The organism is Marinobacter halotolerans (genome assembly GCF_008795985.1).
GTDB classification, from domain to species: Bacteria; Pseudomonadota; Gammaproteobacteria; order Pseudomonadales; family Oleiphilaceae; genus Marinobacter; species Marinobacter halotolerans.
On the sequence record NZ_VMHP01000001.1, the window covers coordinates 764100 to 779009 of the forward strand.

A 14910-nucleotide genomic window follows, 5' to 3' on the forward strand; every position below is an offset into this window, starting at 1 on the left:
CCGGATCTGGATAGCCTGACAACCATGAGATATCTGAAAGGTGTATTGGCAGTGTCGCTGGCGGTGTCCGTTTTAACCGGACAATCCCGCGCAGCGGTCCTGTCGCTGTACACTTTCCCGGCGGCTCCATACCAGGTCGTGGACGGGACCTCGGGCCCGGATAGAGCTGTTCGCGGCCTGACGGTGGACACGATCATCTGTGCGGCATCAGGGGCTGGCGGCCTCGCCCGGTTCCATGCTGCGCCACAGAAACGGGCATTGCATTTTCTGCTCAACGATCAGGTTGACGGTTATTTTGCAGTCGATCCGTCGACTTCCCTGGACGAATTGGCGCTGCGAACCGACCCGGTCTCCCTGGAAAAATGGCACCTGGTATCAAGGGCTGACTCCGCCCCTGCAGAGAACCCCAGAATCGGAGCGATCAGCGGCAGCAACGAGGAGGCCTGGCTTCGAGCCCGCGGCAAAGACATTTTTGTGACGGTTCGAAGCCCGCAGCAGTTAATTGCGCTTCTGCAACGCCAGCGTATTGACCAGGTCTTGATGGACCAGCGGGTTCTGGAATCCCTCAGTGGCACCGAAGGGTTGAGTAGCCAGTTTCTTCGCTATGTGCCGTTACACATGTATCTGAGCAAACGCTTTGAAAGCCGCAATCCCGGATTTGTCGCCGCCTTCAACCGCCAGATTCCCGACTGCATCGACGGCAACTTTGACCTGGACGAGGTGGAAACCGCACACATACGGGGTTTGGCCTATGATCTTTTCCGGGAAATCGAAGCAACGGTTCCTCTCAGAGCCGCAATCAAGAACGGGCCGGGAATCACCAACCTTTCAGAGATCCTCAATCTGGATGCCCAGTGGCAGGCGCTGGCCCCACTGCACTACTCCCCCATGGCCAGGCGGGTGGCAGACACAGATGCATCGGTCGCTTTGAGGAAATGGCAGGAAACACATGGTTCGCTGGTAACGGAAGTGATGATAACGAACAACATAGGCACGCTGGTGGCCATGAGCCGTCTCACGTCCGATTTCTGGCAGGGAGACGAGCCCAAATTCCAGCGACACATCCGGGAAGCCACGCGAGATCTATACGTGTCACCCATCCGCTATGACGCGTCAACCTCCCGGTTCCAGGTCACGGTCAGTCTTCCAATCCACGTCAAGGGTCGCTGGATTCCCGTGGGTGTCCTGGTGATCGGTTTGGACGTCGAGGAGGCGCTGGTCGGGGAGAACCATATTTTATACCTGACCCAGACCACGCCGCGCTAACCTCAGGGGGGACCGACTTCGCAGGCCAGCACCAGCGCCCAGAACTCGGAAAAGTTGTTGACCACCACATCCGGTTTGTCCGGATGCTTGTGGGTTCCGGGGAAAATCCGGTTCAGCCAGGGTTGATCCCACTGGGCGCCGTTAAAAAACACGGCCGTCATACCAGCCCGCTTGGCGGCGATCACGTCAGTGGTGCTGTCACCGACATACCAGACACTCGGGTCCGCCGGGTAGTGCAGTTTCTCCGCTGCCAGCAGCAGCTGGTCGGGATGGGGTTTGCGCAGGGGCACATCGTCACCGCACACATCCACTTCGAACAGGTGGGTCCAGCCGGTGTCCTCCACGGCGTCGAGCTCATGTTCGAAGAACTCCCGATCCCGGTTGGTAATCACCCCCACCTGAATCCCCAGCCGCCGAAGGCCTTCGAGCACTTCCCTGACCTTGGGTTCAAACGCCTTTACCGTCCCATAATGATTCCGGTAGTGCCGGTTAAAGGCCAGGTGGGCGGCGTGCTTGGCCTCCTGATCGTCACCGAACAGCACTTCGAAAATATCGGTGCGGGAAATCTTACGATCCGCCCTTACCTTCGGGTGTAGCCTCGCAAACTCCCGTACGTAAGCAACAAGCCTGGCATCCTCCGGGGTCTTGCTGTCTTCCGGCGCCAGCATGCGATCAACCAATCCCAGTTCCTGGAATTCCGGGAACATATCGTCCACGGCGTGATACATGGCATCCAGCGTATCCACCAACGTGGCGTGCCAGTCGAATAACACCACTGCAGGCCTGATCAGCCGAACTACCGCCGGATGCCAATCGGGCTCCTGGCGGGGCGCGGGGCGCTGGGGCTTCGGGTAGGGGCGCGGGCGCACCTCGGCCGGCACTGCCCTGAAGGCGCCGGGCTCGTTGCGCTCCAGCAGTGCCAGCAGATCCATCAGTTCCTCAAAGCTGTCGAGAATGGCGGACGGCCGGTCTCTGGAGCTGAACCAACTATTGATGCGCTCCGGCTCCCAGGCCGCCCCGTTGTAGAAAATGCCGGAAACCCCGCCTTTGTTGGCGGTCAGCATGTCCACATAGCTGTCGCCCACGTACCAGACCCTTTCATCCAAAGGCAGGTCCAGCTCATCCAGCGCACGGGTGATGACTTCAGGATCGGGTTTGTACTCGGTGACGTCGTCGGCACAGACGGTGACATCAAACAGGTTCTGCCAGCGCCCTTCGTCCACCACGGCCAGTTCCTTGTCCAGGAATTCCCGGTTGCGGTTGGTGGCGACTGACAGCCGGATGCCCATCTGCTTCAAAGCTTTGAGGTATTCATAGGCGCCCTGCTGAAACGGCCGCACCTTGCCGAAATATTTCCGGTAACAGTCGTTGTATGCCTCGTGGGCAATCAGCTTGGCCTCTCTGTCGTCCCCGAATATGGCGTTAAAAATGTCCGTGCGGGACACCCGCCGCTCAGCCAGAATCCGGGGGTGGAGGCGCCGAAAAATGCGGATATAGCGCACCAGGCGGGCATCATCAGAAGTCCGGCATTGATCCTCGGGTAACAGCCGCTCCACCAGCCCGAGATCTTCCAGCTGCGGCAGCATCTCTTCCATGGCGCTGAACATGGCATCGTGGGTGTCCACCAGAGTGCCGTGCCAGTCAAAAACCATGACAGACGGGGCGGGCAGGTTATCGCTGAACTGGGCCATCAACAATCTCCGACGGGTGTTTATCCGTATCTGATCAGTATCATTCAATTAGACCGACACGCAAACCATGCACAAAAAAGCCCATCTCCCTGAAAAAACCTGCCCGGTCTGCAACCGACCTTTTGCCTGGCGCAAAAAATGGGCAAAGGACTGGGACAGCGTTCGCTATTGCAGTGAGCGCTGTCGACGCTCCAAAGGACTGGCGGTATGACCACCGTTGTCTGGTTCAAGCGCGATTTGCGAACCCATGACCACGCCCCGCTGGCGGCCGCAGCCGAGCTGGGCGCGCCGGTTATTGCCCTGTACGTGGTGGAAGACGACTACTGGAACCTGCCCGACTCCAGTGACCGGCAATGGGGGTTCGTCCGTGATTCCCTTGCGGACCTTGACCGCCAGCTCGCCCGGGCCGACAACCGGCTGACGGTGTTGCGCGGAGACATGATCAGCGTGCTGAAATCCCTGAAACGCAGTCATGATATCCAGCGGGTGTTCTGCCACCAGGAAACCGGCGGCCAGTGGACGTTTGATCGCGATAAAGCCGTGATCGGCTGGTGTGACGAGCAGCAGGTGGAATTCCGGGAATGGAATCAGTTCGGTGTGGTCAGACGCCTGACCGATCGGGACCTGTGGGACAGGGCCTGGACGGACCTGATGCGCCGGCCGGTGTTGCCGGCGCCAGGCCATCTTCCAGCGCCCGGAACACCGGTGGACGGTGCGCTTGCTCCTAAGGATATTGAGGTGGCGGCAGGAGCGGCCTGCCCGGACCCTCAGGCCGGTGGCAGCGGCAAAGGCGAAAGCCTGCTCAAGTCCTTTCTGGAGCGACGCTGCATCGGCTATCAGTACAATATCTCCAGCCCGAACACGGCGGTTACTGCCTGCTCGAGGCTGAGCCCGCACATCGCCTACGGCAGCGTCAGCCTTCGCCACATCTACCAACAGGCAAAGGCCATCGGTGGCCATCGCAATACCCTGCCCCGCAAGCAGAAAAGCCTGACCAGTTTCCGCTCGCGCCTGCATTGGCACTGCCACTTTATCCAGAAACTGGAAGACGAACCGGAGCTGGAATTCCGAGCCATGCATCGGGAAATGGAACATCTGAAATCGGGCCCCAACGATTCCGAACGGCTGCAACGCTGGCAGGAAGGCCAAACCGGCTGGCCCCTGGTGGATGCCTGCATGCGCGCCCTGAACCACACCGGCTGGATCAATTTCCGCATGCGGGCCATGCTGATGGCAGTGGCCAGCTACCAGTTGTGGCTGCACTGGCGCGATCCGGCCCTACACCTGGCGCGCCTCTTCACCGATTTCGAGCCGGGCATTCACTATTCCCAGACCCAGATGCAGTCCGGCTTGACCGGCATTAACGCCCTGCGAATCTACAACCCGGTCATGCAGAGCCAAAAGCTGGACCCGGAGGGAGAATTCATCCGCCGCTGGATTCCGGAACTGGCGGGGCTGCCGGCGGAGATGATTCACACCCCCTGGCTGATGACCCCGGCTCAGAAGGAACGCTTTGGCGGTAACACCTACATTGCGCCTGTGTGCGACCATCAACAGGCGGCCCGGGTTGCCCGCAAGGCGGTTGGTGAGTTCCGCCGGCAGCACGTTAGCCGGTCAGAAACAGAGCGGGTACTGGACCGCCACGGCAGCCGTAAGGGACCGGTTCAGAACCGGCCAAAGCACCCAGAACGTAAGACTGGAAAAACCAGCGACAGCCAGCTGTCACTGTTTGACTGAACGCGTTACCGGCATCTCCATGGTAACCATGACATGGCCATCATGGTTCCAGATACCAGGGCACACCGGCTCGGTCACTGCGCTCCAGCTCGGCAATTACCTGGGCTCCCAACAACAGAATAATGGCGCCAACCTCCAGGCTGATCAACAGCACAATGATAGTTGCCAGGGAGCCATAAACCACGTTGACGAATGAGATGTTAAGGAAGTAATACATCATCACCAGCCTTGTAGCCTCCCACAGAATGGCGGCAACCAGGCCTCCGATCAAAGCCCGGCGGGGTGATACGTGCAAAATGGGCAATACTTTGTAGATGACACTGAACATGACAAAAACGCTGACGAAGCTCAGCAGATAGAAAACAAGCCCCGTCTCTTCATAGCTCGCGTCAATAAAACCGAACAGCAGGGTCAGAACCAGAAGGCCGACACCCAGAGCCAGCATAAACGCATAGGGCAAAATGGCAGAGAACCAGAACCCTCGGCTCGGGTTTTCCGGGCGGTGGAAGATGATGGCGATCGAGTCTTCAAGCATCCGGAACGCAAACGAACTGAAGAACAACAGCACCGGAATCCCGGCGATACCAATGATATCCCTTGATTCCATAAAGGCGCGCACAGCATCCATCCAGACATTGGCATGGGCTGGCGAAAAATGCTGGATCTGGATCGCCATGACCTCCAGCAGTTGCTCTTCATCCACAATGCGGGTCAGCAGGACACCGAGCAATGCCAGCAGCGGCACCGCCGACAAGAGAACGTTATAGCCAACGCCTCCTGCCAGCAGGATTCCATGGTTGCGGAAAAAATGGCGCAGAACCCGCCGGGCGAACGACCACAATCGACGAACCAACAGGCCCGGGGATCCATCATTCTCCGTCATATCATCCACTGGCCTGGCGATCACCCCCGGTTTCAATATCCAGCAATGACTCGACATCGCTGGCCTCAAGCGTTTCTTCTTCAAACAGTGTATTCGCTAATTTTTCCAACTGTTCACGGTTCTCTTTGAGTCGCTTGTTCACCTCTTTCTCGATATCGGTGATCAGTTTTCTGACCTCGTCATCAACCTTCTCAGCGGTTGCCTCGCTATACTCGCGCTCCCGGGAGATCTCGTGGCCAAGGAAGACTTCTTCCTGACTCGAACTGACGGACATGGGGCCAATGGCCTCGCTCATGCCCCAACGAGCGACCATGCGGCGAGCCAGTTTGGTCGCCTGTTCTATATCATTCTCGGCGCCACTACTGACCTCATTGAAGATTAGCTGCTCCGACGCCCGGCCGCCGAGCATGACTGCAATTCTGTCCCGGGCATAGCTGGCCGTCATGTTCAGGCGATCCTCGTCCGGCGCCTGTTCGGTGAGGCCCAGGGCCTGGCCACGGGGAATAATCGTCACCTTCTCCAGCGGGTCGGCCTTGGGGAACAGCAGCGCCGTTAGCGCATGGCCGGATTCGTGGAAAGCAATCACTTTTTTCTCGTCATCGCTGAGGTTCTGCTCACGCTCGGCCCCCATAATGACCTTATCCCGGGCCATGTCGAAATGCTTCATGGCAACCAGCTTGCTCTCTTCGCGACCTGCAAACAGCGCAGCCTCGTTGGCAAGGTTTTCCAGGTCGGCGCCGGCAAAGCCGACGGTTCTGCGGGCCACCGCTTCCAGATCCACGTCCTCTTCCATGGGAATGGCTTTGGTGTGAATTTCCAGAATCTTCTTCCGTGCCTTTCTGTGCGGCCGGTCCAGGGTAACTTTCCGGTCGAAACGACCCGGGCGCATCAGCGCCGGATCCAGAACGTCCGGCCGGTTGGTGGCCGCAATCACCACCACGGTTTCGTGGGGCGAGAAGCCGTCCATCTCGGAGAGGATCTGGTTCAGCGTCTGCTCCCGCTCGTCGTGGCCGCCACCCACACCGGCGCCGCGGGAACGGCCGATGGCGTCCAGCTCATCAATGAAAATAATGGAAGGCGAAGCCTTGCGGGCTTCCTCAAACATATCCCGCACGCGGGAGGCGCCGACGCCCACGAACATTTCAATGAACTCGGACCCGGAAATGGAGAAAAAAGGCACATCGGCTTCACCGGCAACTGCTCTTGCCATCAGGGTTTTACCGGTGCCGGGAGAACCCACCATCAGCAGCCCGCGGGGGAGTTTGGCGCCCAGGCGCTGGTAGTAGTCCGGATGTTTGAGGTAATCGACAATTTCCGCCAGGTCCTTTTTGGCGTTGTCCGCACCGGCAATATCCGCAAACGTTTTACCGGGCTCATCCCGGGAAAACCGTTTGGCTTTGGACTTACCCATACTGAACAGGCCGCCACCCTGCTGACCGCCCATCTGTTTTTGCATGCGCTGCCAGAAAAATACAAACAGGCCGATCAGAAGCAACCAGGGAAGAAAGTTGACCACCAGACGCGACAATATATCCGGACCGGATTCCTTCGCAGTAATGGCTACACCGTTTTTCTCCAGCAAGTCCAGGATACGGGTGTCGCCAACCTCGGGGATATAGGTGCGGAAGACCTGCCTGCCCGAGGCGTTTGCCGAATCTCCCGCGGACTTCATGGTCCCCGTTACCTGGTGCCCCTCGATCGTCACTTCCGCCACCTGGCCGGAGGTGACATTCTTTTTGAACTCGTTGTAAGTCAGGTCCTGTGAACCCGCCTGGGAAAACAGTTCAATGGCATAGAAAACCGCAAAGCCCAGCAAAAGGGCGTTTAGTACCCGTACCCATTGGGGTGGCTGCGGTGACTGGGATGTTTGAGTCTCACCCTTCATGTGACCACCCCTGGTCCGCCCTGAACCGGTCGCCATATTTGTCAGCCAGCGTGGCCAGTGACTTCCGGACAGAGTCAAAGCCACGATGGTGGGCATAGTTCATAGGGCCACCCCGGAAGGGGGCAAAGCCGGTCCCGAAGATCATGGCGCCGTCTGTCAGGGTTTCATCTTCGATCACGCCCTCACGCAGGCACGCCATGCAGGCATTCAGCATGGGCAGCAGAAGCCTGTCCAGGGTGTCGTCCGGGGCCGGCTCTGTCTTGTCCTGCTTGTCGGCCTTGCCTTTCTTCCACTGATACAGGCCCTCTCCGGACTTTTTGCCCAGCTTGCCGTCTTCAACCTTCTGCCGAAGCCAATCCGGGGCGGGCGGCATACCCGTGTCCAGGCGCTCGCGCAGCATCTCGGCTACGCTGAGGCAGATGTCCAGCCCGACCTGGTCAGCCAGCTCTATCGGCCCCATGGGCATGCCGAACTCTTCTGCCACCCGGTCGATGCTTTCAGGGGCAACGCCTTCATCCAGCATGACCATTGCTTCCACCAGATAGGGCGTCAGCGCCCGGTTGACCAGGAAGCCCGGCGCGGTATTGACCGGGGCTGGCAACCGGTCAATCTGGCCGACAAAGACTCTGGCACGCTCCAGCACTTTTTCATCGGCTTTGTCGTGCCTCACCACCTCGACCAGTGGCATCAGGGCAACCGGATTGAAGAAATGCAGGCCCACCAGGCGTTTCGGATCCTTTAGCTCCTCACCCAGAGTTTCCAGAGGAATACTGGAGGTGTTGGTGGCCAGGATGGCGCCCTTTTTGAGCCTGGGCTCTGCGTCTTCGTAGACCTTCCGCTTGATGTCTACCTTCTCCGGCACTGCCTCAATCACCACATCGGCCTGTTCAACACCCTGGTTGGCAAAATCCGGTGTCAGCCGATCCAGAATGTCCCGACGCTGGGATTCTGAGCGATGTTTCTTCTCACACAGGTCGGACAATTTCCCGACGGCTTCCGCCAGTTTGTCCGCCTCCATATCAAACAGGGTGACGTTCATTCCCTGGAAGGCGCACCAGCCGGCAATGTCCGCGCCCATTTCGCCAGCACCGACGACATGTACATGTTTGACCGGTTCTGCCTTGTTGCGGGTCAGGCCCTTCATTTTTTCCCGCAGGAAGAACACCTTGACCAGGTTGCGGGAGGTGTCGGTCATCATCAGCCTGGCAAACGAGGCGATCTCCGCCTTGCGCATGGATGGACCAGAGTCCCCTCCGAACTGCTCCCACAATTGGATCAGCGCCTCCGGGGCAGGATAATGCTGTGGCGGTGCCTTTTTGGCCGTCTGCGAACGCATCTGCCGGGCTTCCAGCTGCCTGGCCGGCTTGGTGGAAAGCACCCGACCCCGAAGGCCATGGCTGCTTTTGTCGATGTCCCCCACTATCGCAGCCTGAACGGCCGCATCCACGTGGCGTTCCTCAATCACCTGATCCACCAGCCCCAGCTTTTTTGCCTTGAAATGGGGGATCGTCTTGCCGGTCAGCATCAGGGTCATGGCCTCTATAGGGTCCACCAGGTCGGTAAACCGGTCGGTGCCGCCAAGGCCGGGGTGAAGACCCAGTTGCACTTCGGGGAATCCAAATTTGGCCCCCGCAATGGCAAGCCGGTAATCACAGGCCAGGGCCAGCTCCAGGCCGCCCCCGAGGCAGGAGCCGTGGATCACTGCGATAGTGGGAAACGACAGTGCCTCAAACCGGTCAACCACGTCGTGGGCGGCGGTAAGCTTGTTCACTACATCCGACTCTGACTTGAGCTCGGAAAATTCGGATATGTCCGCGCCAAGGCAAAAGCCTGTGGGCTTGGTGGACCGCACTACCAGGGCTCTCGGCGGCTTGCTCTCAAGCTCCCCGACAATGTCTCCGAGCTCTTCAAGGACGCCGGCAGAGAGTACGTTGGCGCCGGCATCCTTCTTGTCAAAGATCAGCCATGCAACGTCGCTGTTGTCCCGTGCCAGGTGCCAGTGCTGCCAGTTTCCCGCATCCTTTGTGGTGTCGGTTTTTTCAAACGGGCCCCGGGCCATTTCACGGCTACTCAGGGCTTTCAGAATATGACCTGTCATGATTGCCTCCAGAATCCTTTGGCTAAAGCTTGGTTACTAAGCGCGGCAGTGTTCTCGAAGGTGTTAAACCGCCTCGATCAGCATCGCTCCGGACTGGCCGCCACCAATGCATTCGGTGGCAATGCCCCGCTTCACACCTTTTCTGTGCAGGGCGTTCATCAAGTGCAGAACGATCCGGTTTCCGCTGGTGCCGACCGGGTGGCCGATGGCCACGGCACCGCCATCAACATTCAGGCGCTCGGGGTCAAGTTTCCCCATGGGCTTATCCAGCCCCAGGGCTACCTTGCAGAATTCCGGGTCGTCCCAGGCTTTCGTACAGGCCAACACCTGGGCGGCAAACGCTTCGTTGATTTCCCACAGGTCGATATCGTTAAGTCCTGCGCTGTGTCGTTTCAGCAACGCGGTGGAACTGAGCACCGGGCCAAGCCCCATTATCTTGGGGTCCAGGGCGGACCACTCACTGTCTATAAGGACTGCCTTAGGCTTAAGGCCGTACTTCTTCACGGCCTCCTCGGAGGCCAGAACCATCCAGGAAGCACCGTCCGTTACCTGTGAACTGTTACCGGGCGTCACCTGCCCATAAGGCGGTTCAAAGGCCGCCTTGAGCTTGGCGAGGGCTTCGGCGGACGTATCCGCGCGGACACCGTCATCGCGCTGGAACAGCTCGCCTTCTGGCGATACCGCTGGCACAACCTCGTCGTCCAACCAGCCCTCTTCCTGGGCACGCGCAAGGCGCTGATGGCTGGAAACGGCGTACTCGTCCGCCTCCTGCCGGGTAATGTTGAACTGCTGAGCCAGGACCTCTGCCGTCTGGCCCATGCTCAGTCCGACAATAGGATCGGTCAGACCTTTTTCCAGACTTATTTCCGGCTTGAACTGCTTCGCACTGAACTGTGCCAGCTGGCTGGCATAATCCTGAGGAGACGAGGCTGCATTCAGTCCCGCCAGCCATTCCACTGCCTCACTCTGAAGCATCATTGGGGCATGGCTGAGGGCCTCGGTGCCCCCGGCCAGAATCAGATCACTGTCGCCATCGCGAATGTATTTGAAAGCCGTATCAATGGACTGCATGCCAGAGCCACAGTTGATCTGTACCGTGAAGGCTGGCATTGCCTCGCCCATTCCCAGGCGAAGGGCGGCAATTCGTGCCGGGTTCATTTCCTCCGGGACCACGTTGACGCAACCCAGAATCACCTGATCATAGGCCTCTGCAGGAATTGGCTGGCGCATCAGTAACGGGCGACCACACTGAACCGCCAGATCTACTGGCGAGAAGGGTCCAGGACGGCCCCTGGCCTTGAGAAACGGTGTGCGCGCGCCATCCACAAGATAAACCTTGCGCGCTGCCGAAGCCCGCTTCGGGGATGTATTGTTGGGTGTCTTTTTCGAGTTGCTTCCGGCCATGGGTCTATCCCCCCTCTTCCAATCCTGAAGTTCGAAAAGTTTTCAGAAAGGACGCCAACCTTCACCAGCGCCTTCCTTTACCGTGGACTCAATATCAGAGGTTTCAAGGGCACATTCGTTGAAACAGCGGTTGAAATATATCTTTTAATACCTCAGCTTTATATCTCTAAACCAACCAAACCCGAGACGGGAGATGCAATGAGAGGAGGACGCGTATGTCACGCCCCCAAGACCAGTTCCCAACCCGCCTGGAACGCAAGCTGGGCATGTTCGAGCGATTGGATCCGGTAGTACACACGCCAGAGGAGCGTATCGGAGAAGGCCCGCTTTCCGCCGACCAGGTGCGTGAATTCGATGAGAGAGGGTTTCTGTTTTTCGATTCCTTTTTTTCAAAGGATGAAATGGACAAATTCATCCAGGAACTGAAAGATTATGAGCAGGACGAGGACCTTAAGCTATCTGAAGGCACTATCCTGGAGCCGGGAAAGGAAGAAATCCGTTCCATCTTCGGCATCCACGAGATTTCCGAAAGGTTTGACCGGCTCACCCGGGATCAGCACCTGCTCGATTGTGTGCGTCAATTGCTGGACAGCGAAGTCTATATCCACCAGTCGCGGATCAACTACAAACCTGGCTTTAAAGGGAAAGGCTTCAACTGGCATTCGGATTTCGAAACCTGGCATAGTGAAGACGGCATGCCGCGGATGCGGTGTCTGAGCTGTTCGATCGTGATGACGGATAACACCGAGTTCAACGGCCCGCTGATGCTGATTCCCGGCTCGCAGAAGTACTTCATCCCCTGTGTGGGTCGCACGCCGGAAAACAATTACAAGGAATCCCTGAAGACCCAGAACCTGGGTGTGCCGGATGCTGCCAGCCTGACTAAACTGATGGACGAGAACTCGATCGAGGCACCGAAAGGACCGCCAGGCTCGCTGATCATCTTCGAATGCAACACCCTGCATGGCTCCAACATCAATATGTCGTGCTGGCCCCGGAGCAACTTGTTCTTCGTCTACAACAGCGTCCATAACACGCTGGAAGAGCCTTTCTGCGGCAACAAGCCGAGGCCCGAGTTTCTCGCCAACAGGACAAACTGGGCCCCGCTCAAACCGGTATGACCTGCTCAGGGCAGTACGCTGCCGCCGCCTGCCGGCCCCTTGAAAGGGGCCCGGTCAGCGGTATCCTGCTTTTGCTCGTCATTCGGGATCTCCATTCCCTGTTCGACCGCCGGCCGCTCACCCACGCGCTTTAACCAGTCGCGAAGCGGTTTCAGACCGGCGACTGCCTCGGCATCCTCATTCGCCAGCTCATCAACCGCGTTTCTGGCCCAGGCGTAGCTGGCCACATCGGCAATGCTGTAATCAGCGCCGCCCAGATAGGGAACCTCGCCCAGCCGCCCGTTCATCACCTCAAGCAGCCGCAGAGACTCCTCCCGGTAACGCTTGATACCAATATCACTTTTGACCGGTGCCGCATTCTTGAACCAATGCCACTGCCCCACCATGGGTCCGAGATGGCCCATCTGGAAAAACAACCAACCCAGAACCTCGGTGCGTGCCTCGCCAGAAGCCGGTAACAGACGGCCGGTTTTTTCAGCCAGATAGATCAGGATATTACCGGATTCGAATACCCGTCTTGGCCCACCATCAGCGCCCTCAGCATCATGGTCGACCAGGGCGGGAATCTTGCCGTTGGGGCTAATCTTCCGGAACTCCGGATCATGCTGTTCGCCTTTGCTGATATCCACGGCGGTCACGCGGTAAGGGAGTCCTGACTCCTCCAGCATAATCGACGCCTTTTGTCCGTTCGGCGTGCTCCAGGTGTATAGATCAAGCATCATGATTCCGTCCTCCTTTTATCTTGGCATTCAGTTGGTCTCTTCCGGTGTTTCCGGCCCCGATCTATCCAACGACGGCAGCACCAGTACGGGGCACGGCGCATTCACCGAAACATACTCCACGGTTGCCCGGCGCAAGGGCCAGTGGCCGCTGCTTCCCCGGGACACCAGCAAGAGCAGGTCAGCGCCCAGTTGACCTGCCAGACCTACCAATTTTTCACCGGCACTGCCTGCCACGACATGCAGATTCGCGGTGCGGTTCATGGGCAGGTATTTCCGCACCAACAGATCCAGGACCTCCCGGACCTCGGCCTCCTTCTCTTCCGGGGCTTCTTCCGTTACATGGGGGAAGAAGCCTCCACCACCGGGGCTATAGGCGCTGGCCAGGTGCAAGTCACCGTCCTCGTCGAGGAGGTCCATGGCAGCCTCAATGGCACGCTTGCCCTCGCCGTCGTCGTGAGGATCAATGGCGATCAACAGTTTCCGATACATTCTGACTCTCCTGTCTGGTTTCTGAGGTAGCTTCCACCTCCGGAAAGGCCCGCCCCCGGACCAGCTCGTCCATGCTGTAGCCGCGATAATCCGCGCGCAGGGCCCGAATAAGTGCGACTGCCATAAAAACTAGCAGAATACAGAATGGCAGCCCTAATGAGGTGATCACGTTCTGCAGGGCATCCAGGCCACCAGCCAATAGCAGAGTGGCCGCAATGATGCCCTGTGCCGCCGCCCAGAAGAGCCTCTGGCGTACCAGAGAAGGCTGGTCATCGCGGCGGGTCAGCATGTCGATCACCAACGAGGCGGAGTCGGATGAGGTGGTAAAGAAGATCACGATAATCACCACGCTGAGCGCAGAAGCCAGATCGGCCAGGGGAAAGGCTTCCAGAAAGGCAAAAATCGCCACTGAGGGATCCTTCTGGACCTGCTCGGCAAGGGCAACCTGACCGCCCATTTCCACCTGGATGGCGGATAAGCCGAAGATTCCGAACCACACCAGGGTGAACGCCGTAGGGGCAAACAGCACACCGGCGACAAACTCCCGGATGGTGCGGCCGCGGGAGATCCGGGCGATGAAGATACCGACATAGGGCGCCCAGGAGATGGTCCAGGCCCAGTAGAAGAGCGTCCACTGGCGCTGCCAGTCGGTCTCGGTGAACGTCTGGGTCCAGAACGCCAGCCAGGGCAGCGCATGGAGGTAATCACCCACGCTCTGGACCATGCCCTCCGCTATAAAGACAGTCGGCCCCACTGCCAGCACAAATAGCAGCAGAATCATGGCCAGCACGATATTGAGCTGGGACAGCCGGCGCACCCCCTTATCCAGCCCTAGCGCCACTGAGGTGGCGGCGATGCTGGTGATAACCGCAATCAGACCAACCTGGACCAGGCCGGTGGACGGTATGCCAAACAGGTAATTCAGGCCACTGTTCAACTGCAGGGTTCCCAGCCCGAGGGAGGTGGCCACACCAAACAGGGTGCCGAGCACCGCAATGACATCCACCGCCCAGCCCCATGGACCGAAGGCGCGCTCCCCGAGGATCGGAAAAAACAGGCTGCTGATGCGCATGGGAAGATTGTGCCGGTAGGCAAAGTAGCCAATGGCAAGCCCTGGCAGGGCGAAAATGGTCCAGGTATGCAGGCCAAAGTGGTAAAGCGCGACCGTCATGGCATCGCTGGCGGCTTGCTCTGAACCGGGCTGCACACCATCAAAGGGCGGAGCGGCAAAATGGGAGACCGGCTCGGCGACCCCCCAGAACATCAGGATGGTTCCGATGCCGGCGGCAAACAGCATGGTGAACCAGGTCAGGTTGGAATAATCGGGCCGGCTGTCATCCGCACCCAGCCGAATGTTGCCATAGCGGCTGACCGCCAGGCCAAGCAGAAACACCAGCAAAGAGGTAACCGAAAGGATATAGAACCAGCCGAGGTTCCGGGCCACCCAGCCGGTAAGCCACCCGAAACTCTCGGCTACCGCCTGGTCAAACGGGACCGCCAGGGCGACAAAAAAAGCAGCAATACCCGCCGAGGTGAAAAATACCCCCGGAATGGTCTGTAATCCCAACCGGTGTTGCAGCCGCTCCAGCACACGAGCCTCCGTTTCTTCCTGAA

12 protein-coding genes are annotated in these 14910 nt (G+C 58.7%); 4 read left to right on the forward strand and 8 right to left on the reverse strand.

The window, feature by feature from the left end:
- Positions 1 to 24 precede the first annotated feature (24 nt).
- The gene (locus FPL19_RS03595; protein WP_150910680.1) at positions 25 to 1266 is read left to right on the forward strand and encodes a transporter substrate-binding domain-containing protein; all 1242 of its coding nucleotides are present in this window, start codon (positions 25 to 27) and stop codon (positions 1264 to 1266) included.
- Between the two features lie 2 nt (positions 1267 to 1268).
- On the opposite strand, the gene FPL19_RS03600 is transcribed toward FPL19_RS03595, so the two are convergent.
- A complete protein-coding gene (locus FPL19_RS03600; protein ID WP_150910682.1) occupies positions 1269 to 2957 on the reverse strand; it encodes an HAD family hydrolase in 1689 nt (562 codons plus the stop codon).
- Positions 2958 to 3024: 67 nt separating this feature from the next.
- Between FPL19_RS03600 and FPL19_RS03605 the strand changes: the two genes are divergently transcribed.
- Positions 3025 to 3168, forward strand: a complete 144-nt coding sequence (locus FPL19_RS03605; protein ID WP_150910684.1) for a DUF2256 domain-containing protein — start codon at positions 3025 to 3027, stop codon at positions 3166 to 3168.
- Positions 3165 to 4694 carry an FAD-binding domain-containing protein gene (locus FPL19_RS03610; RefSeq protein WP_150910686.1) on the forward strand — a complete coding sequence of 510 codons (1530 nt, stop codon included), beginning with the start codon at positions 3165 to 3167 and terminating at the stop codon, positions 4692 to 4694. The genes FPL19_RS03605 and FPL19_RS03610 overlap by 4 nt, the downstream gene beginning before the upstream one ends.
- A gap of 40 nt (positions 4695 to 4734) precedes the next feature.
- Here the strand turns inward: FPL19_RS03610 and FPL19_RS03615 are convergent, their stop codons facing one another.
- The 4 genes from FPL19_RS03615 to FPL19_RS03630 form a co-directional block, all read right to left on the reverse strand.
- Positions 4735 to 5577, reverse strand: a complete 843-nt coding sequence (locus tag FPL19_RS03615; protein ID WP_150910688.1) for a YihY/virulence factor BrkB family protein — start codon at positions 5575 to 5577, stop codon at positions 4735 to 4737.
- A 1-nt stretch (position 5578) separates the two neighbouring features.
- Positions 5579 to 7462 (reverse strand): ATP-dependent zinc metalloprotease FtsH, encoded by a 1884-nt coding sequence (gene ftsH, locus FPL19_RS03620; RefSeq protein WP_225314278.1) that lies wholly within the window; start codon positions 7460 to 7462, stop codon positions 5579 to 5581.
- A complete protein-coding gene (locus FPL19_RS03625; RefSeq protein WP_150910692.1) occupies positions 7452 to 9560 on the reverse strand; it encodes a 3-hydroxyacyl-CoA dehydrogenase NAD-binding domain-containing protein in 2109 nt (702 codons plus the stop codon). The genes ftsH and FPL19_RS03625 overlap by 11 nt, the downstream gene beginning before the upstream one ends.
- Positions 9561 to 9623: 63 nt before the next feature.
- On the reverse strand, positions 9624 to 10964 hold the full coding sequence (locus tag FPL19_RS03630) for an acetyl-CoA C-acetyltransferase (protein WP_150910694.1): 1341 nt from the start codon (positions 10962 to 10964) through the stop codon (positions 9624 to 9626).
- A gap of 215 nt (positions 10965 to 11179) precedes the next feature.
- Between FPL19_RS03630 and thpD the strand changes: the two genes are divergently transcribed.
- Positions 11180 to 12085 (forward strand): ectoine hydroxylase, encoded by a 906-nt coding sequence (gene thpD / locus FPL19_RS03635; RefSeq protein WP_150910696.1) that lies wholly within the window; start codon positions 11180 to 11182, stop codon positions 12083 to 12085.
- Between the two features lie 5 nt (positions 12086 to 12090).
- Here thpD and FPL19_RS03640 read toward each other — a convergent pair whose 3' ends face one another.
- From FPL19_RS03640 to FPL19_RS03650, 3 genes are read right to left on the reverse strand one after another with little or no spacing between them, the layout of a single operon-like run.
- A complete protein-coding gene (locus FPL19_RS03640; RefSeq protein WP_225314279.1) occupies positions 12091 to 12807 on the reverse strand; it encodes a glutathione S-transferase N-terminal domain-containing protein in 717 nt (238 codons plus the stop codon).
- A 27-nt stretch (positions 12808 to 12834) separates the two neighbouring features.
- Complete coding sequence (locus FPL19_RS03645; RefSeq protein WP_150910698.1) at positions 12835 to 13296, reverse strand: universal stress protein; 462 nt, start codon at positions 13294 to 13296, stop codon at positions 12835 to 12837.
- Entirely contained in the window at positions 13268 to 14887 is a 1620-nt protein-coding gene (locus tag FPL19_RS03650; protein WP_150910700.1) for a BCCT family transporter, read from the reverse strand. The genes FPL19_RS03645 and FPL19_RS03650 overlap by 29 nt, the downstream gene beginning before the upstream one ends.
- Between the last annotated feature and the right edge of the window lie 23 nt (positions 14888 to 14910).